Origin of the sequence: Chitinophaga vietnamensis (genome assembly GCF_902167635.1) — a bacterium.
Lineage (GTDB): Bacteria > Bacteroidota > Bacteroidia > Chitinophagales > Chitinophagaceae > Chitinophaga > Chitinophaga vietnamensis.
Window position 1 is genome coordinate 12611 of record NZ_CABHMS010000010.1, and the last position, 25160, is coordinate 37770.

Below are 25160 nucleotides of genomic sequence, written 5' to 3' on the forward strand. Positions count from 1 at the left end.
ATCCGTCAATCAATAAATTCCAAAATATTTATGTCTGCGCTCTTGATACCGGCCTTTCCCTTCCTGGGTGCGCTTCTCCTGATGCTGGGATGGAAGCGTTTCGGGTGTATAGCCGTTTCCGTTATTGGCTGTGGCAGTATTGGTATGGCCGCCCTGATCGCGTTCCTGATCGTCGCCACACAGGGCGGCCAGCAAGTGCAGCATGCCTGGAACTGGCTACAGGCAGGCACTTTCAGCGCCGGCATCGATCTGCGCATGGATGCGTTGTCCAGCATTTTTGTACTGGTGATCACCGGCGTAGGCTTGCTCATACATGTATATTCCACCGGTTATATGAAAGGAGATCCGGACTACGGCCGCTTCTTCGCTTGCATGAACCTCTTTGTGGGCGCTATGTTGATGCTGGTGATGGCAGATAATTTACTCTTATTATATTTTGGCTGGGAAGGCGTGGGGCTTTGCAGTTACCTGCTGATCGGCTTCTGGTATAAGGATCCGGCCAATGGCTATGCTGCCAGGAAGGCCTTCATTGTTACCCGCATCGGCGATACGGCGATGGCTATCGCGTTGTTCCTGCTGTTTCAACATACCGGTGTGCTGGACATTCCAACGATCCTCGGAAAGGCCGGACAGCTATGGACTTCCGGCGATGCTACTGTTACACTGATCGCATTATTGCTGCTGGGCGGCGCTGTTGGTAAATCAGCGCAACTGCCGCTGCAAACATGGTTGCCCGATGCGATGGCAGGTCCCACGCCGGTGAGCGCATTGATACATGCTGCCACCATGGTGACGGCTGGCGTGTACCTGGTTGCCCGCATGCATACTGTATTTGAATTATCACCGCTGGCGCAAACCGCTACCGCGGTGATAGGCGCTATCACCTTGCTGCTGGCGGGTTTCAGCGCACTGGTGCAAACCGATATCAAAAGGGTACTGGCTTATTCCACCATCAGCCAGATAGGATATATGTTCCTCGCATTGGGAGTAGGGGCATGGTCGGCCGCTATCTTTCACTTCGTTACGCATGCCTTTTTTAAAGCCCTGTTGTTCATGGCTGCGGGCGGCGTAATCGTGGCTTTGCATCATGAACAGAACATGTTTAAGATGGGAGGATTGAAGAAGCTGTTGCCCGCGGTATACTGGGTATTTCTCATCGGCGCTGCCTCGCTGACGGCGATCCCCTTGGTAACAGCCGGCTTTTATAGTAAAGACCAGATCATCTGGTTGTCGTGGTCGGCCGCAGGCGGGCATACCGGCTATTGGCTGGCCGCCTTGCTGGGCGCGCTGCTCACAGGCATGTACACCTTCCGCATGTTCTTCCTGGTGTTTTATGGAGAAGCAAAAACGCAGGTGCATCATATTCCTGGCCCGGCCATGATGATACCTCTGTACATATTGGCGGTATTATCTACCGTAGCCGGTTTTATCGAGTTGCCGCATACCATGGGGCATCTTGCTTTATTCAGTCAATGGTTACAGCCGGTATTGCCGCCGGTGCAAATGCTGCATGAGTCGGCGGGTATGGAGTGGACTTCGCAGGTGTTGTCTGCACTGCTCGCGCTCAGCGGTATCGGTTTGGCTTATGCCTGGGTGATCCGGCGGCCGCAAGGCATGTCCGATTTCCTGGAGATGCCCGCTATTGCCTGGCTGCGCGGCTGTTGGGCCAGGGGATGGGATTTCGATTTCGTATATGATATGCTGTTAGTGCGGCCCTTTGTGCGTTTGTCGCGCATGAATCGCCGCGACCTGGTGGATAAGCTCTACACAGGCCTGGCCTGGCTGATGGAGAGATGCCATAACGCTCTCGCACGTACGCAAAGCGGCCTGCTGCGCTGGTATGTGATGGGCGTGGTGCTGGGAGCCGTCACGATCCTGTCAGTACTGATATGGCGGCTATACGAATAATACTAACGTTAACGGATAAACGTATTTTATGATACTGCTAACACTCATCCTGATACTGCTGGCCGGGGCGCTGCTGTCCTGGGCCGCGGCGCGTGTCAATCCGGCGCTATGCCGCTGGATATCGCTTTGCAGCCTGTTGGTGAACTTTGGTATCGTGCTGGGGATATGGATGGGGCATAGTGGTTTGAACGCCCTGCAACAGGGTGTCTGGTGGTATGAATACCGCGCCGGCTGGGTGCCGCATTTTGGCATCAGCCTGCATCTTGCACTGGACGGACTCAGTTTGTTAATGCTGGTGCTCACCTTCTTCCTGGGGGCATTGAGCGTGCTGATCTCCTGGCGTGAAATACGCACCCGCATTGGATTCTATCATTTCAACCTCTTGTTTGTATTGGCCGGTATCACCGGGGTATTCCTGACGCTCGATCTTTTTCTTTTTTATTTTTTCTGGGAGATGATGTTGATACCGATGTATTTCCTGATCGGTATCTGGGGGCATGAGCATCGTGAATATGCGGCCAACAAGTTTTTCATCTTTACGCAGGCGGGCGGCTTGCTGATGTTGTTGGCTATACTGGGCTTGTATTTTGTGCACGGGGCTAACACCAACGTATATACGTTTGATTACAATGAGCTGCTGCAAACGCCCATGTCGGCCGCTGTGGCGCATTGGCTGATGCTGGGCTTCCTCATTGCCTTCCTCGTAAAATTACCTGCCGTACCATTTCATACCTGGCTGCCGGATGCGCATACGGAGGCGCCCACTGCCGGCAGCGTGATACTGGCGGGGCTGTTGCTGAAAACCGGGGCCTATGGCATCCTGCGTTTTGTGTTGCCTTTGTTTCCCAATGCCGCCGCTGCATTTGCGCCCTGGGCCATGCTGCTGGGCGTGCTGGGCATCCTCTATGGCGGTATGCTGGCCTATGCGCAAACAGATCTCAAGCGCCTTGTGGCCTACACAAGCGTGAGCCATATGGGCTTCGTACTATTAGGGGCTTTTGCCTTCAATGAGATCGCCTACCAGGGTGTGATCATGCAAATGATTGCACATGGCGTGAGCACGGGCGCGCTCTTTATGATCTCCGGCGCTTTGTACGAACGTTTGCATACCCGTAACCTGCAAAGGATGGGTGGCCTCTGGCAGATCATGCCAGTGATGGGCACGGCCACCATGATCTTTGTGATGGCCTCTCTCGGCTTGCCGGGCCTTGGCAATTTCATTGCGGAATTCCTGATACTGCTGGGCAGCTGGCAGGCAAGCCACTGGCTCACGGTGCTGGCAACGACAGGGCTGGTGGTGGCCACCGCCTATTCGCTGCGCATCATGCAGAAAGTATTTTTCGGGCATAATGAGCGGCAGTATGCTTTGCCCGACCTGAGCCGCCGCGAGCTGCTGATCCTGGTATCCCTGATACTGGTCATACTCTGGCTGGGCGTATATCCGCAAGCGGTATTGAAGATGTCCCGGAATCCCGTGCCGCCGGGCATTACAGCGGCATCCTTTTCTTTCAGATCTCTTAATCCTTAGCATATGTCGTTTGCAGATTTCATCAGTCTTGGCCCATTGATCACGCTATGCGCAGCGGCGGTGATAGCGATGCTGCTGGTGGCCGCCTGGCGTAACCACCGCCTGGTATATTTCTTTACGGTGCTGGCGTTTGTAATGGCCTTGTTATCGGTGTTTCCTGCTATCCGCTACCTGCCGCACCAGATACCGCCATTGCTGGTGATCGACGAGTTCTCCCTTTTCAATTCCGGGTTGATACTGGTAGCGGGTTTTATCATCCTGCTCTTGTCTTTCAATTATTTTGAAGAGCGGGAAGAGCGTAAGGAAGAATATTATCTTTTGCTGATACTGGCTACCATCGGGGCTTTGGTGCTGGTGGTGAGCAGGCATTTCATGTCTTTGTTCCTGGGGCTGGAAACGCTGAGCATCAGCCTTTATGGCCTGATTGCTTACCTGCGCGCCCGTGAACGCTCTGACGAGGCAGGCATCAAATACCTGATACTGGCGGCGCTGTCGTCCGCTTTCCTGTTGTTCGGCATGGCGCTCGTATACGCCTTTTCCGGCCATCTCGATTTTCCGGGTATCGGTGACGCCATCACCAAAGCAGGTCGTTTACCCGTTACCGTTATAGCCGGTTTTGCATTGATGCTGATCGGTATCGGGTTTAAATTAGGCATCGTACCTTTTCATATGTGGGCGCCGGATATCTATGAAGGCGCGCCTTTGCCGGTGGCGGCATTTATTGCTACAGTCTCCAAAGGGGCCATGCTGGTGGTGTTGATCCGTTTTTACCAGGATATACACGGCAGCAGCTGGCCGATGCTCTGGTGGATAGTGGCCATCATTGCGGTAGCGTCGATGTTTACGGGCAACTGGCTGGCGCTTACGCAGCAGAACATCAAACGGATGCTGGCCTATTCTTCTATTGCACATATGGGTTATATCATGGTGGCTTTTCTGTCCGGTGTGCAAACGGGTCTGGAGGCTATCGCTTTCTACCTGGTGGCTTATTTCATTACCAGCATCGGCGCCTTCGGTGTGCTCATTGTGATGTCGAGCAGCCGCCAGGATGCGGAAACGATTGCAGACTACCAGGGTCTTTTCTGGCGTTATCCCTGGATCGCTACGGTGTTTACAGCCATGCTGCTGTCTTTGGCGGGCATCCCGCTCACTGCGGGTTTCATTGGTAAATTTTATGTAGTGATGGCCGGAGTGAACGGGCATCTCTGGTTCCTGTTATTCATGTTGGTAGCGAACAGTGTGATCGGGCTCTATTACTACATCCGGCTGATTGCGGCCATGTTCCGTGCGCCCCGCGAAGGAGAGATGCCAACAATGATCACGCCTTCGTTACCGGTAGCTGGAAATATAACGTTAGGATTGCTAACTGTATTGCTGGTAGTGTTGGGCGTCTATCCCACGGCGGTGATGCAGTTGATACAACAGATGATGAAGATATTAGTATAAAAAGGAAGGCGGCCGACTGGCCGCCTTCCTTTTTATATGTTATCAACCCGCTCTCTTCTGTTCCGCGCTAGTCCCCGTTTGGCGGTCACGCGCTGCTTTGATGGAGCTGCTGCCGAATTTATAGCTGAAGTAAATACTGTATGTTTTAAACTGCCAGGTATTGTAGATAGACATATCCAGGTTGGCATATTTCGCATTGCCCCTGTAGAACTGGTTTTGCAAGAGGTTATTGGCAGTGAGTTTGATCGTAGCCTTTTTGTCGAGGAAAGTCTTCTGTATACCAATGTTCATATTATGCCGCGCTACTCCGTCGAACAGCGCATATACGAAGGGCGACTCATAAAAGGCCGTCAGCTCTATTTTGTAGTCTTTCGGTAAGGTGAATGTATTGGTGCTGTTGATATAGTAGGTGAAAGAACTGCGTGTTACTGCGGCGCCGCCATTGATGCCCTGGAAATGGAATTGGCTGTAGCCGGTATTCATGTTATTATCCATGTGCCACCACTTGGTGAAATCAGCGGGGATGGTGAGCGATACGGTGTAGGCCTTGCTCCAGTTATAGTTCATCGCTACGCTGATGCTGGCTTTGGTGCTGTCGTTCTGTTCAATGAATTCTTCAATGAAATCCTTTGTCCGGTTATATCCCAGCGTGAGGATATATTTATCCTTGAAGATGTACGACAGCTCTGTGTTGTCTGAATACTGCGGACGCAGGTAGGGATTGCCATGGCCGAAGGTGTACCGGTCGAGATAGAACAGGAACGGATTGAGCTGGCTGTATTCCGGTCTTTCGATCCTGCGGGTATAGGCCAGGTTGAGCTTGTGTTTGTCGTTGATCTTTTCTTCCAGGTTGATGTTGGGGAAGAAATCAAGATAAGTCCTTTTCACGCTGCTTTTCACGGAATAGGAGGTACCTTCGGAATTGGTTTGTTCTGCGCGCAATCCGAGCTGCATGCTGAATTTTTTCCAGGCTTTTTTATAGCTGGCATATGCCGCATATATATCTTCCTGGTACCTGAACTGATCGCTCAGGCCTGGAGAAGTAATGTAGTGGCCATTCAGCAGGGAATCGTACTGGAATATGTTGCTGGTGGTAACGAAGCTGGCTTTTACGCCTGCTTCGATTTTGCTTTGCTTGCCGAGTGGCCAGGAGAGGTCGGCTTTGGCGCTTTTGATAGTGATCTGCGTGGTGCCGAAGTTCTGTATGCCGTTAAAGTTGCGGAACTTTTGTGAGTGCATGTCGTACAGACTATCGTTCAGCGTTAGGTGCCGGTGGTTGTTGAAACGGGCGTAATCCAGGTCCACACTTAGTTCGCGGCCACCGGCGGTGTCCAGTACGCTTTTGTAGTTGACGTTAACGGCTACGTTATCGAAGTGGTTATCGTTCCGTGATAGTGAATGCAGCACAGAGTCCGGCTGCTGATTAACCTGGCCCAGCCTGGTTTGACTGATGATCCTGTTGCCGAAAGAGTTGGCATAGCCGTTCACCAGCACGCCTACGGTGTTTTTGTCGTCCAGGAAGTAGTCCAGTCCGGCTTTGTAGGTATTGTTGATGAACTCGTTGCGATGCGCTACGCTTTGGCGCAGTGCGGTGGTCATGATACTGTCTTTCACATTCCGGCTGTACTCGCGGGTAACACGGAAGGGACGGTCGCCGCGGTTGAAGTCACCATAGAGGTTGAACTTCGTGGTTCTCCAGTTGAAGTTGCCGCCAGCGCTGTAGAAGCCGTAGTAGGCTTGCGACAGTGTTGCGTTCACTGAGCCGTTGATACCCGTGAGTTTGCCTTTTTTTGTTTTGATGTTGATAATACCACCGTTACCGGCGGCGTCATATTTGGCGGGAGGAGTGGTCATGATCTCTATCTGCGCGATGGTTTCCGCGGCGGTGCTCTTGAGCATATCGGTGAGCTGATCGCCGGTGAGATAAGTGAGTTTACCATCTATCATCACCTGTACGGATTTACCTTTCAGCAGCAGTTGTTCGTTCTGGTCCAGCTGTACGCCCGGTGCGCGGCGGAGGATATCCAGCGCGGTGTTACCGGCGGCGGTAGGGCTGCTTTCCACGTTCAGCACGGTTTTGCCGGCTTCCCTTTCAATGAAAGGTTTCTGGGCGGTCACGTTCACAGCTTGGAGATTTTTTGCCAATGATTCCAGCTGCACGGTGTTGAGGGAGATGTTCTTGTGGCCTGCGCCGATGTTGAATGATGCTGAATAATGTGTATTATATCCTAACTGTGACGCCTGTACGAAATAGTTGCCGTCAGGTATCTTTTCGAATTTGGCGTTGCCGTCTTCGGTAGTGAGTTCGCCTTTAACGAGTACAGAGTCTTTTACATGCCGCAGCAATACGCTGGCGAAAGGAAGTGGTTTACCAGTTTTATCCGTGACTTTCAGGTTGATTGTGCCAGCAGGGGATTGCTGGGCATGGGATACATATACAATTTGAAATAGCATTCCCAATACGACAATGAACTTTTTCATACTATCGTTCAGTTATTTTCTCTAAGCAATGTTGATTCCTTCCGGAATTGATTCCGGCCCTATCTATGTTGAGTGAATTGGAAGATGGAAATTAATGCGTCTTTGACCTGGGCTGTCCGGGTACTTACCTTGCCGGGCGTACAGGCAGGGGTGGCGGGGGACGGTTCATTTTCCAGGATATGTCCTACAGTGATCAGGTAAACAGGCATTATGTCCGGCCTGCTGGCCGACAGGGTTTGCGTATTGATTTTGCCTTTGCAGGCCACAGCAAGCAGGCCGAGGGCGCAGAAGGCTATAAAGACAGCAACTTTTTTCATACCGGAGCTTTGTTTGCATTAAAGACGTACCAGCCTGAAAAAAGTTGCACAAGGGAGTAAAAAAATTCTTGGGTCGATAAATTTACCGCTTCAGCAGGCGCTGGATGGTCACCGGCGAGCGTTGTTCCAACAGCACCGTATGGCCATTGCTCAGTTCTTCCAGCAGGCCGTCCTGGTAATAACGGACAGTCAGCAATTCCAATCCTTCATTATACTTGATCTTGAAATCGCTGTGTAAGGTCTTGATCAGCAGTTCTATCTTTTCCGGGTTATTATCGATACAGCAGGAGAAACTGATCGCGCCGTTCTGCATCAGGTTGATCTTCACTTTCAGGCCATGGAATATCTCGTAGATATCGCTGATCTTATCTTCCGTAATAAATGAATAATCTTTGGAGGTGATGGTGAGCAGCACCTGGTTCTTTTTCAATACGATAATAGGCGGCAGCTGGCGGCTGTCGGCCACTTCACGGATCACGGTGCCGGGCAGGTTCTTGTCGAGGAAACATTTAACCAGCAAGGGTATCTGTTTATTTTGCAGTGGCTTGATGGTTTTCGGGTGGATCACCTGGGCGCCATAGTAGGCCATCTCAATCACCTCGCCATAGCTGATCTCGGGAATGTTCACGGTATTGGGGAACAGCTTGGGATCTGCATTTTTAAGGCCTTCCACATCTTTCCAGATGGTCTGGCTTTCGGCGTTCAGCATATTGGCAAAAACAGCGGCGGAGTAGTCGGAGCCTTCACGGCCCAGTGTCACGCTTTCGTTCTGGTCGGTGCTGCCGATGAAGCCCTGTGCTATCACGATATTGGCGGTATTGAACAGCGGCAGTACCTTGTCGGTCACCTGGCGTTGGGTATATTCCCAGTCGATATTGGCATCACGAAAGGTATCATCGGTGCGGAAAACATCACGTACATCCAGCCAGGTGTTGGAAAGCCCGACAGTATTGAAGTAGGCGCTCACGATGGCGGTGCTGAGCAGTTCGCCGAGGCTCACCAGCTGGTCGTAATAGTAGTCGTAGCTGCGCAGGGGTTTTTCGCCCAATGTCCATTCAGCTTCGGTAAAGAACTGTTGCAGCTGCGCGAACAGGGGGTGCTGGCTGTTGCCAAGCAGCGCTTCTGCTACTGTTTTATGTTGCTGTTCGATATTATACAGCAGCTGTGCGGCTATCTCGCGCTTGCGCAGGAAATAGTTCTGGGCCACCTTTTCCAGCTCATTGGTCGTTTTGCCCATGGCAGAGATCACGATCAACAGCTTGTCGTCGGGGAATGATTGCACGATCTGCGCCACCTGGCGGATACGTTCAACACTTTCTAAACTTGCACCACCAAACTTGAAAACCTTCATGTGATAGTTTGTCTTCTGTTAAAAAATTATTTGGCAAAATAAGGCAAGTTTAGAATTGTTTTAAAATCTGTTTACAGAGAAATGACAGTTTCGTTAAAATAGTGGCAATTCCTGTAATTTCGCCCCGAAAACCTACTAACGTTATGAATCATAAGCAGAAGGTTATGACACTGGACGAATTTACGATCCAGGAATTGCGTAATTACCCCGGTGCTACCGGGCAGTTATCAGGTTTGTTGAGAGACATTGGCCTGGCTGCGAAACGCGTAAATGTGGAGGTGAACAAAGCCGGTATCGCGGATATCCTTGGCGAAGCCGGGAAAACCAACGTACAGGGCGAGTCTGTAAAAAAGCTCGATGAATTTGCCAATGAGCAGTTCATCAGCTCCCTGGAAACCAGCATCTATTGCTGCGGGGTAGCCTCCGAAGAAAATGAGCACTTCATCGCTTTCACCGACGAACACTCGAAAAAATCAAAATATGTGGTGCTCATGGACCCACTGGATGGTTCCAGCAATATCGATGTAAACGTGTCTATCGGAACGATCTTCTCGGTATACCGCCGTTTATCGCCCGAAGGCAGCGAATGTGAGCTGGAAGATTTCCTGCAGCCCGGTACCCAGCAGATTGCAGCGGGGTATATCATCTATGGCTCTTCTACCATGATGGTATACGCTACGCGCCGCAGTGTGCAAGGCTTTACGCTGGACCCTTCCATCGGTGAGTTCTGCATGTCGCACCCCAATCTCAAATGCCCGCCGGAGAGTGATATCTTCTCGGTGAACGTTGGTTATTATCATCTCTACGAAGAAAAAATCCGCAAGTCTATCGATCATTTCATGGCGCGCGATGAACATGACCGCATCTACCGTCATCGCTTCGTAGGCTGTATGGTGGCGGAGATCCACCGTACGCTTATCCAGGGCGGTATCTTTATGTACCCTGCCTTTGGCAAGTATGCATCCGGGCGTTTGCGGCTTTGCTACGAATGTAATCCGATGTCGTTCATCATGGAAAAAGCTGGTGGCATGGCGATGGCCAATGGCCGTCAGCGGCTGCTGGAGCTGAAACCGGCGCAGTTGCATCAACGCATACCGATCTTCATCGGATCGAAAAATATGATGGAAACCTGGAAAGACATTGTCAACCAGCAATAAAAAAAGAGGCCATCAGGCCTCTTTTTTTTACACACTTTGGTACAAGACTTGTTAAACGAACCGGGCTGGTATCAGTCTTTTATTTATTCATCATTTTAAATTCTTAACCATTTCCCTTATGTCAATTTTGAAAAGCCGCAACATCTTTTTATTGCTGGTAGCATTGTTCGCCGCATTCCAGGTGAGTGCATGTACACGTGGTGCGAGCCGCGCCGACAGCAGCAGCAATGGCGGTGGAAACCTCGAGGAGCAGATATTGTATTACACCAACAAGTTCCGTCAATCCAAAGGACTGAAGCCCTTGCAGCTGGATGAAAGCATCAGCGTGCAGGCGCGCCGCCACAGCCGCAATATGGCCAATGGCAGCACCGGTTTCGGCCATGAAGGCTTTGAGAACCGCGTTGCCATCATCACCAAACAGATGGGCCGCGTAGGCGCCGCCGCTGAAAATGTTGCCTACGGCACCCTCGATGCCGAACAGGTAGTGCAGGGATGGATCAACAGTCCGGGCCACCGGCGCAATATGCTGGGCGACTATAACCTCATCGGGATCGGCACTGCCAAGGGCAATGGCCGGATTACCTTCTTCACACAGGTATTTATTAAACATTAATTACGAATTACGAATTAAGAATTACGGCCCATAGCGTAGATCTACGCTGTGGGCCGTAATTCTTAATTCGTAATTAATCTAATAGATCTACGCTATGGGCCGTAATTCTTAATTCTTAATTCGTAATTAATTTATAATTTGGCAGCATGGAAAAGAAAAAGATCATCGAAGTGCGTAACCTCGTGAAGAAATACGGGGAATTCACTGCGGTAAAAGGCATCAGTTTTGAGGTGTATGAAGGAGAGATATTCGGGCTGCTGGGGCCTAACGGCGCCGGCAAATCCACGACGCTGGAGATCATCGAAACACTCCGCGAAAAGACCAGCGGCGAAGTGAGGGTAGGGGAATATGATCTCGACAAAGATCCTAACAATATTAAAAAGATCATCGGCGTACAGCTGCAAAGCTCCGGTTACTATCCCGGTCTTACGCTTACTGAACTGATCGAAATGTTCGGTGGCCTGTATAATCAGCCTGTACATCCGAAGCAATTGCTGGCGATGTTCAACCTGGAAGACAAGGCCAACGCCAAGTATAAAGAACTCTCTGGTGGCCAGAAGCAGCGCTTCTCCATCGCTACCACGCTCATTAACAAGCCCCGCATCATTTTCCTGGACGAGCCCACCACCGGCCTCGATCCGCAGGCCCGCCGCAACTTGTGGGACCTTATCCAGCAGGTACGCGCACAAGGCACCACCGTAGTGATCACCACCCACTATATGGATGAAGCGGAGTTCCTCTGCGATCGCTGCGCCATCGTAGACAGCGGCGAGATCATCGCACTGGATTCACCGGACGCGCTTATCGACAAGCTCGTATCACAAGGGTTTGAACGTAAGAAAGAAGTGAAGAAGGCCAATCTCGAAGATGTGTTCATCCACCTTACCGGAAAAGACCTCCGCGAAGCATAGCTAAAATTTGTTGTTATGGAAGCACTGCAATATCCGATAGGCCGCTTTGAAATGAAACAGGACTATTCTCCTGAAGAGATCAAACGCTTCATCAACGATATCCGTTATCTGCCATCTCTCGTGGAAATCGCCATACAGGACCTGGACGAGCACCAGCTTCAAACGCCCTACAGGCCCGGCGGATGGACGGTAGCACAAGTGGTGCACCACCTGGCCGATAGTCATATCAACGCTGTTACCCGCCTGAAACTGGCGCTCACGGAAGATAAGCCCGTGATCAAACCTTATGAAGAAGACCGCTGGGCCGAACTACCGGACGTAGCGCACACGCCGGTGAACGTATCCATCACGCTGCTGCATGCCCTGCATACCCGCTGGGTCAATCTCTACGATCACCTGGCGCCGGAACTGCTGCAACGCACCTTTATTCATCCGGCTTCCGGCATCGAGTACAACCTGAAAGGCCACATCGCCAACTACTCCTGGCACGGACGCCATCACCTTGCACATATCACCGGACTCAAAGAAAGAATGGGCTGGTAAAAATATTGATCTATGAGTAACCTGGACTGGAAAACGCTCGCTTCTGAATACCTGTTCAAAAGCCCCTGGCTCACCGCCCGCAAAGACAAATGTGAAACGCCTTCCGGCAAAATCATCGAACCATATTATGTATTAGAATATAACGACTGGGTAAACGGCGTAGCACTTACAGAAGATGGACAGGTGATCATGATCCGGCAATTCCGCCAGGGTATCGGCAAAACCTTGCTGGAAATACCCGGCGGCACGATGGATGCCACCGACCCTTCACCGGAATTCGCCATGGAAAGAGAACTGCTCGAAGAAACGGGCTACGCTTTCAAAGAGTTGATCCCCTTAGGTTCCATCGCCCCCAATCCTGCATCCAGCAATAATCTTACGCATATGTTCCTCGCCACGGGCGGTAAAAAGATACGCGAACAACAGCTGGATCATAATGAAGAAATTGAAGTAGTGCTCATGCCGCTGGAAGAAGTGCAACAGCTGGTATTGGAACACCAGCTGCTGCAAAGTTTGCATGTGACCTGTATCTTTTATGCCTTGCTGCATCTCGGGAAGATGCAGGTGAAATAATTACATCGCCTCCGCTACAATAAAGAAGCTACCGCAGATGAGTATCATATCATCGGGATGCGCATGCTGTTTGGCAGCTTGCAATGCCTCTTGCACGGTGGCATAGGCACGGCCTTCAAGGCCGCATGCAGCGCCCATTTCCGCCAGTGTCACCTCATCGAGGGCGCGGGGTATCTGCGCCTTACAGAAATAATAATGTGCGGTAGACGGGAACAAAGGCAATACCTTTTCTACTTCTTTATCTTTCACAAAGCCTGCTACAATGTGCAGCTGCTGGTAATTCACATGTTTCAGCTGCTGCATGATCTCGATGATGCCCGCTTCGTTGTGGCCTACATCCAGCACAGTGAGCGGATGTTCATTCACCACGTCCCAACGGCCACGCAGGCCGGTGAGTTTCTTCACGTGCGACAGGCCCGCATGGATATGTTCCTGCGTAATATGCCAGCCGCGCTGTTGCAGTATTTTGATGGCAGACAATACGCCCATCACATTCTTTTCCTGGTATTGGCCGCTGAGGTCCAGCTTGAAATGATGCATCTGCTGCTGGCGTGTATCCAGTAACGTTAGTTCCAGCTGCGAGAGGCTGATACGGCTGCCATCGGCCATCCATTCCTGGTCGGCGAAATGCAGGGGCGCATTTTCCGCGGCAGCTTTTTGTTCAAAAATATATTTGATATCAGTTTGCGTTTCGCTGATCACCGCCGGCACGCCGGCCTTGATGATGCCTGCTTTTTCAGCGGCGATCTCGGCTAAGGTTTCGCCTAGCAGGTTCTTGTGATCATAGCTGATATTGGTGATGAGCGAGAGCTCCGGCCTGATCACGTTGGTGCTGTCCAAACGCCCGCCCAGACCGGTTTCTATAATGGCGATATCTACCTGCTCGGCTGCAAAATAGGCGAAGGCCATGGCTACGGTAAGCTCGAAGAAAGAGGGAGAGATGGTGTCGAGATGCATCCGCATCTTCTCCGTAAAATCAATGACAAATGCTTCTGATATCATTTGTCCGTTTATCCGGATACGTTCTCTGAAATCGAGGAGATGAGGAGAGGTGTACAGTCCTGTTTTGTAACCGGCCTGTTGGAAGATGGCGGCCAGCATATGGCTGGAAGAGCCTTTCCCGTTGGTGCCTGCCACATGCACCGATTTGAAGCGGTGATGCGGGTTATCATTCAGTTCGAGTAATGCGATGGTGTTATGGAGATCCTTTTTGAAGGCGCTGGCGCCCACTTTGGTGAACATGGGCAGGCGCTGGTAAAGGAAATCCAGCGTTTCGGCGTACGTGTGCATGGCTAATGTTTCGTTGTTAGTTATTCACCGGGCAGCCCAGTTGTTTTTTGCGCATATGGAATATGCCGCCACCACTGCCGCCGCCACGTTTGAAATGGATCGGTATTACCCGCAAAGCTACGAAAGCATCTGCATGATCCACCTTATGCCTGAGGAGGTTTGTAAAAATACTGGTAGAGCCGATCAACAATGGCCCAATGCGTATGCCTGCGCCAAGATCCGCCTGCCCGTTGCGGTTGATGACAAAGGGGAGGTAAGCGCCAAAGATATCAGTATCATAACGCGGCGTTATCTGGAACAGCGTGAGGGCGTAGGTTTTGGCGAGCGAGTGCTGGCCGCCGTTCAGCGCGATGGCCGCATTGGCGCTCACAAAGAAACGTCCGTCGATGTTATAGTCGCCGGAGAGCTGCAAGGTAGTAGGCAACGCCATGAAGAAATGATCATTGGAATCGATCGGCGTAAAGTAACTATTCAGGCGTCGCGCATATTGTTGCAGGCTTTCATTCTTGCGGTAGGTGAGGGCATTTGGATTAATATGATCTTTGGTGAGATTGAGATCTGTATTGGTTTTGGATTTCGTATAGCCGATACCGCCAATGTCGGTGATGGCGAGGCCTAAACGCAGTTTGTATTCGTCGGCCCCGGGGTTCCAGTGGTCGCCCGAATATTTGCCGAAGCCGTCGTTGTCGGGACGGTATTCATAGATCACGCCGATATCCGCGCCTATACCGGGATTCTCGAATAGCTTTAAATTGCTGATGGCAGGCGATTGCCAGTGGTCGGCCTGTTCATTATAGCCGTATTTGAGCGTGCCGCTGTAGATAGTTGCATCACGACGGGTATTGAGGCCGAAGGTGGCATTATCGACTGCCGCATAGCCGGCGGCGATACCGCCCAGGTATTTCAAAGTGATACCTGCTTTCCATACGCCACTGTAAGTTTCTTTGATCACGCGGGCATAGCTGAAGCCAAATTCATTCCAGGCATGCGCGCTTACGGCCGCATGTTCAATGGTGTAATTGCGGCCTGTATAAGCCGCATTCGGAAAACTGTTGCCGAAGAAATTGGCTTGCTCGGTGCTGAGCGGGCCGCCATTGGCGCTGCTGCGGATGCGCCAGATGAAGGATACCGTCTGCCTTTCATCGATTGAGTACATGACGGAGGGCATCAGTATCTCGGCCATCTCCCAGCCATTCTGTTTGCGTTTGGCCGATGTATCCAGAAAGAAATCCTGGTTCTTGCGGAAGGTATCCGGTATATTGAAGAGCAGTGATTTCGGGTATTTGACGTAGGTATTGCCTGCTTTGCCATCTGCGCCGATGATGTTCACATCCCAGCGGTAGCGGGTGCCGGCAGCGCTGGCGGGGTTGGACAGCACGCCATAGATACCGGCATAATGGCTGGTATGATATCCGGCGAAAGACTGTGCCATGGCAATACTACAGCCGGCAAACATAAGGATCGCGCACAAAAGAAAGATACGGTTAGTAACAGTCATTGTTGGCTTGAAAAGATAAAAGGTTTTTCGGAATAACGCTTTATGGCGCGTTGTTGCTCTACGCATAGGATGGAAAATAGGAAACAAAGGAGCAATAGATTTTAACCGTTGTGAAAAATTTTCCCAACACTTCTCTCTCACTCACCCTGACAAAAAATATTATTCTGCTTTAAAATAAAAACGGATGGTGCCAAACTGTTCTTCCGGCGCGTCCGGGTTGGCATTGTATTTCAGCTGTGTAGCGGCTTTCTTCGCAATATCTATCAGCTGGGCGTTGCTGAGCGTGGAACCGCGCATGTTAAAGGTGGCGGAGATCACGTTGCCTTGCTGATTCACTTTTATGTTGATGGCAATATAGCCGGATTCGTTGCTGTCGTAAGTAACATTGGGCCTGCCGATCAGGTTGCGGCCATTGAGGCGGAAATCGGAACGTCCGCCACCGAGTCCGCCGCCCGTATAGCCTTTAGCGTTAGGATCGCCATTGAGCTGGCCACGGTCGCCCGGCCGGCCGGTATTACCTTCGCCGGTAGCATTGTTGGAGCCATTTGCGCCATTGCCGCTATTGGCATGGGCGGTGGCGCCGCCGCCGTATACTGCTTTGGGCTTGGGAGCTGGCGGGGCAGGAGCGGGCGGATTTTCGCTGGGTTTTTTCGCTGGCTTCTCCGGTTTGGGCTCCAGTTTTTTCGGTAATTCTTTGGGAGGCTTTACTACGGGTTTCTCCGGCTTCTTGATTTCGGGCGCATCTTCTTCATCCTGTGTGGCGATATCCCGTGGAGGTTCTGCATTGTCTTTGGCAGCAGTGGCTTCGCTTTCTGCGGGGGCGGGCGCAGGCGCGGAGGCAGCAGGCGGATTGGGGTTCAGCGGCTGAACATCTCCCATTCCATCATCGGAGGTACCGAGGTTCACTTCCATACCCAGGTCCTGGTCGGGCAATGGCGGCGGCGCGGAGAAGCCCGCGAACGCAAATGCTACTAACAGTAACGCATGTACGCCAATCGTTACGCCCAGTGCCTGTAGATTTTTTTTGCTGTTTTTTTTCTCCATAGTTTTTGCCGCCACTTTGGTTCAAAGTTATATATTCTGCTTACATCTTGCTTTAAAATATTATAAAGCAGAAAAAATCCTGCCACAATCTTGTTAAATTGCAAGAGTGCTTATGAAACCTATCCAACAAACCATCGGACTTTATCGAAATGCTTATTCCGGCCTGGCTCCCGCCACCTGGTGGCTGTCATTGGTATTGCTGATCAACAGATCGGGTACTATGGTGATACCGTTCATGACGGTTTATCTTACCAAGCACCTGCATTTCAGCATCGCGCAGGCGGGCCTGGTGATGGCTTGCTTTGGCAGCGGCGCTATTGTTGGCGCGCTGCTCGGCGGATGGCTGTCTGACAGGATCGGCTTTTACCAGGTACAATTCTGGAGCCTCTTCTCTAACGGTTTATTATTTATTTTATTGGGCCAGATGCACACCTTTCCGCAGATTTGTACCTGTGTGTTTGTGATGAGCTCCGTTGGCGACGCCTTCCGTCCGGCCAACAGTATTGCCATAGCGGCTTACAGCTTGCCGGAGAACCGGACCCGTTCTTATGCGCTCAACAGGTTGGCGGTGAACCTCGGTTGGTCTGTAGGGCCCGCCATCGGCGGCTTGCTGGCGCAACACAGTTACAACCTGCTCTTCTGGGTAGATGGCGGCACCTGCATGGGCGCGGCCTTGCTCATGCGCGTATTCCTGCCACCAGTGCCGGCGCCGCCCAAACAGGAAAAGAAAGCAAAACTACCCGGCGGCCATGTATGGCACGATCGTATCTATATCTGGTTTATCATCTTCGGTACCATCAACGCGATCTGCCTGTTCCAGTTCTCCAGCATTGTTCCGCTTTATTTCAAGGATGTGTTGCACATGGAGGAATGGTCGATCGGGCTGAACATGTCTATCAACGGTATCATGATCGCGCTCATCGAGATGGTGATGGTGTACCGACTGGAAGGCACCAGATCCAATCTTTATTTTATTGCCCGCGGGGCATTAACGGTATGTATTGCTTATGTGTTACTGGCGTTGATGCCGCCATTGTGGCTGGTGGCGGTCATCTTCATGGTCACCATCACTTTCGGGGAGATGTTCTGTTTGCCCTTCATGAACAGTTTCTGGATATCTCGCAGCAAAGATCATAACAGAGGCCAATATGCGGCGTTGTATACGATCTCTTATTCATTGGCCAATATTGTTTCTCCCACTTCCGGCGCCTTCGTGGTGCAGCGCCTCGGCTTCCAGCCCTGGTGGCTCATCACAGCCGGAGGATGCATCTTGTCTGCCGCAGGATTTATGTGGCTGAAACGCGAAGTTAGTCTTGCTCAGGATTATAAGGATTAAAAGGATTAGCAGGATTTTTTTACAGAATTAAAAAAGGATTCGCGAAGATCAAATCGACATGATCTTCGCGAATCCTTTTTTAATTCTGTAATAAAATCCTGCTAATCCTTTTAATCCTTATAATCCTGAGCAGGACAATTTCCTATTGATTCCACCATACCTTGTCTGTGATCTTTGCATCCTGCTGTGGTTGGGGATTGGAGGACCTTTCCGTCAGCGGGTAGAGGAAGCGGGTAGGGATGGTGGTGGTAACGGCGTTCTTCACGAGGTTGAGGTGAGGGTAGCCGGTTCTTCTCCAGTCGGTGTAGTTTTCGATGGAGAGGAAGTTGGCGGTAGCTTTTTCGTCCATCAGCTTTTCCCAGGCATCAGCGGCGGTAAGGTAGCCGCGTGCAGCGAGATAGGCCTGTGCGGCTGTGCCGGTGGTATCGATGCCGAGTTTGATGAAATGTGCTTTGATGCCCTCGCGGTAGATCGGTGATGCCGCTGCGTAACCTGATTTAATCAAGGTGGCTTCGGCTTTCAGGAAGATGGCTTCTGTGTAGTTCAGGACATAATTGCCGGAATTAGCACTGCCATAGAAGGGGCCGGGGGTGGAGTAATCAATAATAGCACCAGGCATATCATCGCCAGGAATCCTACCATTGTATTGGCCTGTTGAAGGGGCGGGAGCTACTAACTTAGGCAGGCGAGGATCATTGCGTTTCACCAGCGAATCCACCAGTTTAGAAGATAATACCACTGTGGAAGACGATAAGGTACTATAGTTCTGAAAAACAGGACAAGATGAATTTGGACTGCCATCATACGGAAATACCATATCATCGGAATTAGCAGTCATACTGTTTTGCAGCGCATTCAATGCAAGGTCGGCTTGTGCAGTTGCCGTGAAGCCCGGCGCTTTGCTGAGATGCATATAAAAGCGTGCTTTCAGCAAATAAGCTGCTTTGAGCCATTTGTTGAGGTCGCCCTTGTAAAAAAAATCATCTTTGCCGGGTTTTTTGCCACCACGGTTAGCTGTGAGTTGCGTGATGGCGCTATCGAGCAATACCTGAAGGTGGGTATATATCTGTTGTTGACTATCGTAAGCAGGCGTCAGGTTTTCGCCGCCCTGAAATGCTTTGCTGTCGGGTATTTCGCCCCATAGATCAGTTGCATTGCCTAGTGTGTAAGCAAATAATACATTCGCGATACCTGTATAGGCGGAATTGCCATTCTTGGCCGACTTTTGCTGCAACAGATAGAGATTGTATAAAGTAACATTGTAGAAGGAGCTCCAGTAGCCGCTGAAAGTACCACTGTTCACCTGATATACGTCACTGTTGGGAACGGCTTGGTTTTGCGCGGTTTGCTGCATCCAGGCGGTAATGAGCATGGAGGTATTGCCGGAAGCAATCACATTGGACACGTTGGCTTCGGCTGGACCGAGCAACAGGTTTTCCGATACATCCAATGGGTTATTCGGGTCATTGTTTACATCGAGGAACTTCTTACAACCACTGGTTGTGGCAGCCAGTAATCCCAGGGAACATATATATAGCTTGATTCTTTTCATGATCAGAGTTTTTCCATTCAAAATAATATAGGCGTCACCGTTAGAATGATACTTTCAGACTGAACAGGATGCTGCGTGTGGTGGGCGTAGAGTACGCATACATACCTATGCTGCCATTGCCGGAACCAAAAGAATTTACTTCCGGATCAGGACCGGTAAAATGAGGTTTGTACACCCACAAGTTGCGGCCGGTTACTGTAAGCGACAGGTCCTTCAGTCTGGAATGAGCCAGCAATGCACGTTTGAAATTGTATGATAAAGACACATTACGCAGTTTGATATAAGTACCGTCCTGGATGAAGTTTTCACCAATGTTGTACATGGCAGAATAGTACGATTGCGCACTCACCGCTACCGTATTCTCTTTGCCGGTTACGTCGCTGATGCCCTTGATCACAAGTGGTTTATCTCTGTTTTCCGTTACTTTGGCCGTACCATATGCATAGCCATATTGTTCGTCCTGGTTGTAGATATCGCCGCCTTTTTTCATGTCAAAAAAGAAGCTGAGCGACAGATCCCTATAACGGAAATTGTTGCTCAATCCAGCTATCCAGTCAGGGCTGATATTGCCGATAATGCCGGGAGCGTCTGCTCTTACTGGTATACCGTTGGCGTCTATACGTAATTGCCCGTCAGCTGTTCTGGCAAACTTGTCGGAAAAGAAAGCTCCGTAAGGTTGGCCTTCAATGGCATATACAAACCCGATATTGGTATTAGGTACGCCGGGAGCGATTTTGTCTACCATTGTTTTTATTTTGGAGAAGTTGGCAGTTATATCCCAGCTGAAATCTTTGCTCTTCACCGGAGTGGCATTGAGCAACAACTCCACACCATTGGTGGTCATCTCTGCAGAGTTAAGTGTAGTGCCGGTGTAGCCGGTGGCAGGAGATATCTGCGCGCCCGGGATCAGGCCGTTGGTCATTTTGCGATGGAAGTAAGAGCCTTCAAAGCCAATACGGTTGTTGAACAGGCGCGTTTCCAGGCCCGTTTCAAACTCCTTCATGGATTCATTGCGGAGGTTCGGATTACCTAATGTGCTTACTCGTACAAAGCCGTTCTGATCCAGATAAGGGAACGACAATCCGCTCATGTAACCGCCAATGGAATAGTCACTATTTGGTTGTTTGCTCGCTTGTGTATAAGGTGTTTTATTACTGTAAGGCAATACATTGTCGTTGCCCACAGCTGCAAACGATACCCGCAGTTTGGCGAAGTTGATCTTCTCTTTTAATGAAGGGGAAAGCAGTTCGGAAAAAACAAAACCAAGTGCTGCTGATCCATATGGGTAATACATATGATCCGTAGACAGTACAGAGGAACCATCTAATCTACCAGACAAGGCCAGTATCAGGTAACGATTGAACTCCACATCACCCTGTGCATAAAACCCTACTTTGCGGGAGAGCACATGTGATTCTGTTGATGTAACTTTACTCGCGTTGGAAATGTTATAGAACCCGCTGATGGCAAGCCCCTGGCCGGCCTGCGTGGCATCCTGGCTGTAAGTGGATTGCATATTGTTACCCACCATCAGGCTGGTATTGAATTTGCCAAACTCTTTCCTCGCCTGCACAATGAAATCATGGCTGTAATAACGGTAAGCAGTGTTGGTATTTTGTATGTAACCCGTTACATAGCTTACATCACCTGTATTCACATGAAAATCTTGCTGTACGTTATAGATATCTGCTCCGAGCCTTTCCGTTACTGATAACCAGCTGTTAGGTGCATAGGAGAAATTCAGCACTGGCATGAAACGGTTGGTATTAGTGTGGTTAAGCACATTGTCGACAATCCAGTAAGGATTGTTGCGTAGCACCCGATATAGACGCTGCGTACCATCGGGTTGCAGGTAAGGCTTCAGGTCGTAGGAGACAGGGGCTGCGTTCAGTACTAACAGCGGGCTTGTAAGACCGTAACCTTCCGGCAGTGTGTTCTTTTCAGCATTGGAATAACCTAGCTGGAATGTGGCTGTCAGTTTATCAAAGATGGTCGTATTGAATTTTGCGAAGAGATTATGTTTTTTATAATCATCGTTCGGAACAATACCGGTTTGATTGAGATAAGAATAGGACAGCAGGTAACCTGATTTATCTGTACCACCGGTTACAGACAAACTGTTATTGGTGTAGATGCCTGTTCTGTAAAATTCCTTCATCAGATTATGTGTTTTGATTGGCTGGCCGTTCACGCGCAATGTGTCTATACGGGCACCCCAGGACGCACCGGCCTTGTTGGTTACTCCGTCATAATATTTTCCTCCGGATCCCAGCGTATATTTATTCTGTCTCTCCGGAAGAATGCCCCAGTCAAAACCCAGGTCGGAATTGAAAGTGATGGTTGGTTTGCTGTTCACCAGGCCTTTTTTGGTGGTGATCATCACTACGCCTCTCGCACCGGCAGAACCGTACAATGCAGTAGCAGCAGCGCCTTTCAATACGTTCACACTTTCGATGATAGCCGGATCGATATCGGATAAGCGGCTGGAACCACCGCCACCACCGGGGTTGCTATTGGTTTCACTGTTATCGATAGGTACGCCATCCATCACGATCAGCGCTTCGTTGTTGCCCAGGATGGAGGTAGCGCCACGTATCACGATACGGGAAGAACTACCAGGCGTTCCGGAGGTGGAAGTGATCTGTACGCCGGAAACCTTGCCTGTAAGGGCATTGAGCACACTCGGCTCTTTGGTGCGGGTGATCTCTTCCGACTTCACTTCCTGCGAACTGAAGGTGAGGTTGCGTTTGTCGCGCTTCACACCAAGTGCCGTTACTACGATCATGTCCAGCGCTTTGGTATCTTTCTGCATTTTCACCGTAACAGGCGCGCCTGTGCCGGCATTCACTTCCTGTGGCGCAAAACCAATGGCGGTAACGATCAGCGTTGCGCTGTTCACACCGGCATTGAAGCTGAAGCTGCCGTCTTCCTGCGTTACGGCGCCTTTGCTTTTGTTGTCTTTCATTCTTACCGCGGCGCCGGGGATCACACTGCCATCCTCTGCAGTGACCTTACCACGTAAAATAAGCCCCTGTTGCGCCACCGCAATAACATGGCACAATAGCAGCATTAATAGCAGGCAGCTATTCCTCTTTTTTAAAAGCATAGATGATGAATTACTGGTTGAATAGATAAAGTGTTGCCGTAGGAAATATATGTTCCTGTTCCTCTTTGATATAAGTGGTTGATATAATAATTCAGCATGATTTCAAATCAAAAATAGATGGTGTAAATAAGATTTTCTTTATCACGATTAACCAAAACTGATCAGATATTGTCATTCCTTCTCTCGAAAGGATTATTAAAAATTGTTAAACGATAAACAAATATTGTCCTGCAAATACGGTTTTTGGCAAAAAAGGAGTAAAATTGGTTAATGAAAGTCATTCAATTTACCGTACCTGTTGCCGACGAAGGCTCTGTAGTAATACAGGAAGACATACTTCCCTATTTCTACAACTACCTGCACCGCCACAAGGAAGCGCAGGTAACACTTATCATCAAAGGGGAAGGCACGCTCATCGCAGGCAACTACACCCAGCCCTTCAAAGCCGGAGAGATCTATGTGATCGCCGCCAACCAACCGCACATGTTCAAGGGCGATGCAAAGTATTTTGAAAACCTTCAGGAAAAGAACATCCACGCCATTCATATCTTCTTCGATCACGACAATGCCCTCAAAGGCTTGCTGGCACTGCCAGAGATGGATACCGTAAAAAAATTCCTCCTTCTCACCCGCACCAGCCTGCAATTGCCCGCGGCTTATGAAGAGAGAACAGCGGCAGATATCCTCCGCATCTCCCGCCTGCACGGCCCGGAAAGATTGCTCGCCTTCGTGAGCATGCTGCTCTTCTTCTCCAAACAGGTGAAAGACTGGAAGTCGCTATCCACGGGCTTTTCCCGCTATGCTTACAGCGAATCGGAAGGTCTCCGCATGAACGATATCTATCAATATACACTGGAACATTACGCCGAAAACATTACACTGGGCAAGATCGCATCGGTGGCGCATCTCACCACTTATGCCTTCTGCAAATACTTCAAGAAACACACACGCAAAACATATCTGGGTTTTCTGAACGAGATCAGGATCAATGCTGCCTGTAAGAAGATCATCAGCGGGGAGTTCGACAGTATCGCCTCTGTAGCTTATGCTACCGGTTACAACAACCCCATCACCTTTAACCGGGTTTTCAGAAAAGTGACAGGCATGTCGCCATCAGCCTATGCGCGCAAATACCGTTTCGGTGATGATGGCGCGCATAGAGATGGGCACATACTGGAACTGGAAGAATATGGAGATCAATGAGCGAAGTCTTTCATATAATCGCCGGTGATACGCTCCATCGGCGGATTGAAATAACCGAACTTCACATCCGGGAACTCTTCCCGGATCAGCTCTTGCAGCTGTTTGATACCAAGGCATTCGCCGGTTTCCGTAATATTTAATTTGCCAAGATACCAGTCAGGATCGATGTTGAAATTGCGCCACTGGATCATATTCAGGCCGGTTTCACGGATCAGCTTACGCAGCGCTTCATATTCATCTGCACTGTCGGTCATACCAGGAAACACGAAATAATTGATAGAGGTCCAGCCGCCAAACTCGCGTACCACTTTCAGGCTTTCAACGATATCTTCAAAACGATAATTGTTAGGGCGGTAATAAGGGGTATAATACTTTTCCTGCGCGGAGTTCAGGCTCACGCGGATGCTGTTAAGACCCGCTTCACACAAGGCTCTCACGGCATCGGGCTTGCTGCCGTTCGTATTGATATTGATGCTGCCTTTAGGGGTATGCTTACGTATCTCGATAATCGATTCACGGATGGTTTCCCACATCAGCAGCGGCTCGCCCTCACATCCCTGGCCAAAGCTCACGATAGGATAGGGCGCTGTTTCCAGGTGAGGCACGGTATATTCCACGATCTCTTCTGCCGTAGGCTTGAAACGCAGACGGTCCTGTGTAGATACGATGCTTTCTTCTTCCGGCTGGAAAGAGATGCATCCCACGCAATTGGCGTTACAGGCGGGGGAAGAAGGGATCGGGCATTCCCATCTGCCCATAAAATAATTACGTGCAGCGGGGCAATGGTAGGTCAGTGCGCAGTTGTCGGCCAGGTGCTGTACCAGCCGGTTATGCGGATACGCTTCCAGCAACTGTTTCACGCCTTGCTTCACTTTTTTATCATCGAAGCCGGCGCACTCCTGGCGGATATCCGCTTCGATGCGTGTGGCCGGTACGTAAAATTTACCATCGAGCCAGCCTACCGCAGTGTAGCAGAACAGCGGCAGGGTGGGCGCATCGGGCATGGTCTCATAGGCTGCGAGATAAAAGCCGGTATGTGCCGGTGGTATGAAAGCCGCTACAGCCCAGCCTTTGTCGCAAAGCTCCATTTCGCCGGTCTTCGCATTGATGCCGATGCCACGGCGGCCTGGCAGCTCATACAGGTTTCCGCCATCGGGCAACTCAATCCATTCATCTGCTTCGATGGGCCACGCATCCCAGCCACTGCGGCCGGTTACATGGAGGGAGGTATCTTCAAAGATATTTCCCTCTCCATCGGAATACAATATATAAGGCGTCTGTTTTAACATGGTCTGTATTTAGA

At 50.4% G+C, this 25160-nt stretch carries 19 protein-coding genes; 10 read left to right on the plus strand and 9 right to left on the minus strand.

The window, feature by feature from the left end; translation table 11 throughout:
- Window positions 1-30 precede the first annotated feature (30 nt).
- Genes nuoL through FPG75_RS23290 form a run of 3 tightly spaced genes read left to right on the plus strand, consistent with a single transcriptional unit; the run spans window position 31 to window position 4882 of the window.
- The gene (gene nuoL / locus FPG75_RS23280) at window positions 31-1908 is read left to right on the plus strand and encodes an NADH-quinone oxidoreductase subunit L (protein ID WP_143310447.1); all 1878 of its coding nucleotides are present in this window, start codon (window positions 31-33) and stop codon (window positions 1906-1908) included.
- Window positions 1909-1936: 28 nt separating this feature from the next.
- Window positions 1937-3436 carry an NADH-quinone oxidoreductase subunit M gene (gene nuoM / locus FPG75_RS23285; protein WP_143310448.1) on the plus strand — a complete coding sequence of 500 codons (1500 nt, stop codon included), beginning with the start codon at window positions 1937-1939 and terminating at the stop codon, window positions 3434-3436.
- A 3-nt stretch (window positions 3437-3439) separates the two neighbouring features.
- The gene (locus tag FPG75_RS23290) at window positions 3440-4882 is read left to right on the plus strand and encodes an NADH-quinone oxidoreductase subunit N (RefSeq protein ID WP_143310449.1); all 1443 of its coding nucleotides are present in this window, start codon (window positions 3440-3442) and stop codon (window positions 4880-4882) included.
- 42 nt (window positions 4883-4924) lie between these two features.
- Here the strand turns inward: FPG75_RS23290 and FPG75_RS23295 are convergent, their stop codons facing one another.
- The 3 genes from FPG75_RS23295 to FPG75_RS23305 all read right to left on the minus strand — a co-directional run bounded on the left by FPG75_RS23295 (window position 4925) and on the right by FPG75_RS23305 (window position 9031).
- Entirely contained in the window at window positions 4925-7363 is a 2439-nt protein-coding gene (locus tag FPG75_RS23295; protein ID WP_143310450.1) for an outer membrane beta-barrel protein, read from the minus strand.
- A gap of 59 nt (window positions 7364-7422) precedes the next feature.
- Complete coding sequence (locus FPG75_RS23300) at window positions 7423-7680, minus strand: hypothetical protein (RefSeq protein WP_143310451.1); 258 nt, start codon at window positions 7678-7680, stop codon at window positions 7423-7425.
- Window positions 7681-7762: 82 nt separating this feature from the next.
- Window positions 7763-9031, minus strand: coding sequence for an aspartate kinase (locus FPG75_RS23305; RefSeq protein ID WP_143310452.1), 1269 nt, complete (start codon window positions 9029-9031; stop codon window positions 7763-7765).
- A gap of 143 nt (window positions 9032-9174) precedes the next feature.
- Between FPG75_RS23305 and fbp the strand changes: the two genes are divergently transcribed.
- From fbp to FPG75_RS23330, 5 genes are all read left to right on the plus strand, one after another.
- Complete coding sequence (gene fbp, locus FPG75_RS23310; protein WP_143310453.1) at window positions 9175-10188, plus strand: class 1 fructose-bisphosphatase; 1014 nt, start codon at window positions 9175-9177, stop codon at window positions 10186-10188.
- Between the two features lie 118 nt (window positions 10189-10306).
- Entirely contained in the window at window positions 10307-10801 is a 495-nt protein-coding gene (locus FPG75_RS23315) for a CAP domain-containing protein (protein ID WP_143310454.1), read from the plus strand.
- Between the two features lie 146 nt (window positions 10802-10947).
- Complete coding sequence (locus FPG75_RS23320) at window positions 10948-11712, plus strand: ABC transporter ATP-binding protein (RefSeq protein ID WP_143310455.1); 765 nt, start codon at window positions 10948-10950, stop codon at window positions 11710-11712.
- Between the two features lie 15 nt (window positions 11713-11727).
- Window positions 11728-12255: a YfiT family bacillithiol transferase gene (locus FPG75_RS23325; protein ID WP_143310456.1), complete on the plus strand. Its 528-nt coding sequence runs from the start codon at window positions 11728-11730 to the stop codon at window positions 12253-12255.
- Between the two features lie 12 nt (window positions 12256-12267).
- Complete coding sequence (locus tag FPG75_RS23330) at window positions 12268-12828, plus strand: NUDIX hydrolase (RefSeq protein ID WP_143310457.1); 561 nt, start codon at window positions 12268-12270, stop codon at window positions 12826-12828.
- Here the strand turns inward: FPG75_RS23330 and FPG75_RS23335 are convergent, their stop codons facing one another.
- The 3 genes from FPG75_RS23335 to FPG75_RS23345 all read right to left on the minus strand — a co-directional run bounded on the left by FPG75_RS23335 (window position 12829) and on the right by FPG75_RS23345 (window position 16660).
- Window positions 12829-14118, minus strand: coding sequence for a bifunctional folylpolyglutamate synthase/dihydrofolate synthase (locus FPG75_RS23335; RefSeq protein ID WP_236652884.1), 1290 nt, complete (start codon window positions 14116-14118; stop codon window positions 12829-12831).
- Between the two features lie 16 nt (window positions 14119-14134).
- Entirely contained in the window at window positions 14135-15616 is a 1482-nt protein-coding gene (locus FPG75_RS23340) for a DUF5723 family protein (protein ID WP_143310458.1), read from the minus strand.
- 159 nt (window positions 15617-15775) lie between these two features.
- Window positions 15776-16660: a hypothetical protein gene (locus FPG75_RS23345; RefSeq protein WP_143310459.1), complete on the minus strand. Its 885-nt coding sequence runs from the start codon at window positions 16658-16660 to the stop codon at window positions 15776-15778.
- Window positions 16661-16772: 112 nt separating this feature from the next.
- Between FPG75_RS23345 and FPG75_RS23350 the strand changes: the two genes are divergently transcribed.
- Window positions 16773-17996 carry an MDR family MFS transporter gene (locus tag FPG75_RS23350; protein WP_143310460.1) on the plus strand — a complete coding sequence of 408 codons (1224 nt, stop codon included), beginning with the start codon at window positions 16773-16775 and terminating at the stop codon, window positions 17994-17996.
- Window positions 17997-18138: 142 nt separating this feature from the next.
- On the opposite strand, the gene FPG75_RS23355 is transcribed toward FPG75_RS23350, so the two are convergent.
- Together FPG75_RS23355 and FPG75_RS23360 are read right to left on the minus strand one after the other, a co-directional pair.
- Entirely contained in the window at window positions 18139-19548 is a 1410-nt protein-coding gene (locus tag FPG75_RS23355) for a SusD/RagB family nutrient-binding outer membrane lipoprotein (RefSeq protein ID WP_143310461.1), read from the minus strand.
- Window positions 19549-19588: 40 nt separating this feature from the next.
- Complete coding sequence (locus tag FPG75_RS23360; RefSeq protein WP_143310462.1) at window positions 19589-22654, minus strand: SusC/RagA family TonB-linked outer membrane protein; 3066 nt, start codon at window positions 22652-22654, stop codon at window positions 19589-19591.
- Between the two features lie 270 nt (window positions 22655-22924).
- Here FPG75_RS23360 and FPG75_RS23365 point away from each other — a divergent pair, with 270 nt between their 5' ends.
- Entirely contained in the window at window positions 22925-23857 is a 933-nt protein-coding gene (locus FPG75_RS23365; protein ID WP_143310463.1) for an AraC family transcriptional regulator, read from the plus strand.
- On the opposite strand, the gene FPG75_RS23370 is transcribed toward FPG75_RS23365, so the two are convergent.
- On the minus strand, window positions 23851-25146 hold the full coding sequence (locus tag FPG75_RS23370) for a radical SAM protein (protein ID WP_143310464.1): 1296 nt from the start codon (window positions 25144-25146) through the stop codon (window positions 23851-23853). The two genes, FPG75_RS23365 and FPG75_RS23370, sit on opposite strands and share 7 nt — an antisense overlap.
- Between the last annotated feature and the right edge of the window lie 14 nt (window positions 25147-25160).

Coding starts and splice junctions, on each gene's coding strand:
- FPG75_RS23300 (WP_143310451.1), bottom strand. CDS start 7,680: ATGAAAAAAGTTGCTGTCTTTATAGCCTTCTGCGCCCTCGGCCTGCTT.
- FPG75_RS23315 (WP_143310454.1), top strand. CDS start 10,307: ATGTCAATTTTGAAAAGCCGCAACATCTTTTTATTGCTGGTAGCATTG.
- FPG75_RS23345 (WP_143310459.1), bottom strand. CDS start 16,660: ATGGAGAAAAAAAACAGCAAAAAAAATCTACAGGCACTGGGCGTAACG.
- nuoL (WP_143310447.1), top strand. CDS start 31: ATGTCTGCGCTCTTGATACCGGCCTTTCCCTTCCTGGGTGCGCTTCTC.
- FPG75_RS23330 (WP_143310457.1), top strand. CDS start 12,268: ATGAGTAACCTGGACTGGAAAACGCTCGCTTCTGAATACCTGTTCAAA.
- FPG75_RS23335 (WP_236652884.1), bottom strand. CDS start 14,118: ATGCACACGTACGCCGAAACGCTGGATTTCCTTTACCAGCGCCTGCCC.
- FPG75_RS23365 (WP_143310463.1), top strand. CDS start 22,925: ATGAAAGTCATTCAATTTACCGTACCTGTTGCCGACGAAGGCTCTGTA.
- FPG75_RS23290 (WP_143310449.1), top strand. CDS start 3,440: ATGTCGTTTGCAGATTTCATCAGTCTTGGCCCATTGATCACGCTATGC.
- FPG75_RS23370 (WP_143310464.1), bottom strand. CDS start 25,146: ATGTTAAAACAGACGCCTTATATATTGTATTCCGATGGAGAGGGAAAT.
- nuoM (WP_143310448.1), top strand. CDS start 1,937: ATGATACTGCTAACACTCATCCTGATACTGCTGGCCGGGGCGCTGCTG.
- fbp (WP_143310453.1), top strand. CDS start 9,175: ATGAATCATAAGCAGAAGGTTATGACACTGGACGAATTTACGATCCAG.
- FPG75_RS23320 (WP_143310455.1), top strand. CDS start 10,948: ATGGAAAAGAAAAAGATCATCGAAGTGCGTAACCTCGTGAAGAAATAC.
- FPG75_RS23360 (WP_143310462.1), bottom strand. CDS start 22,654: ATGCTTTTAAAAAAGAGGAATAGCTGCCTGCTATTAATGCTGCTATTG.
- FPG75_RS23350 (WP_143310460.1), top strand. CDS start 16,773: ATGAAACCTATCCAACAAACCATCGGACTTTATCGAAATGCTTATTCC.
- FPG75_RS23355 (WP_143310461.1), bottom strand. CDS start 19,548: ATGAAAAGAATCAAGCTATATATATGTTCCCTGGGATTACTGGCTGCC.
- FPG75_RS23340 (WP_143310458.1), bottom strand. CDS start 15,616: ATGACTGTTACTAACCGTATCTTTCTTTTGTGCGCGATCCTTATGTTT.
- FPG75_RS23305 (WP_143310452.1), bottom strand. CDS start 9,031: ATGAAGGTTTTCAAGTTTGGTGGTGCAAGTTTAGAAAGTGTTGAACGT.
- FPG75_RS23295 (WP_143310450.1), bottom strand. CDS start 7,363: ATGAAAAAGTTCATTGTCGTATTGGGAATGCTATTTCAAATTGTATAT.
- FPG75_RS23325 (WP_143310456.1), top strand. CDS start 11,728: ATGGAAGCACTGCAATATCCGATAGGCCGCTTTGAAATGAAACAGGAC.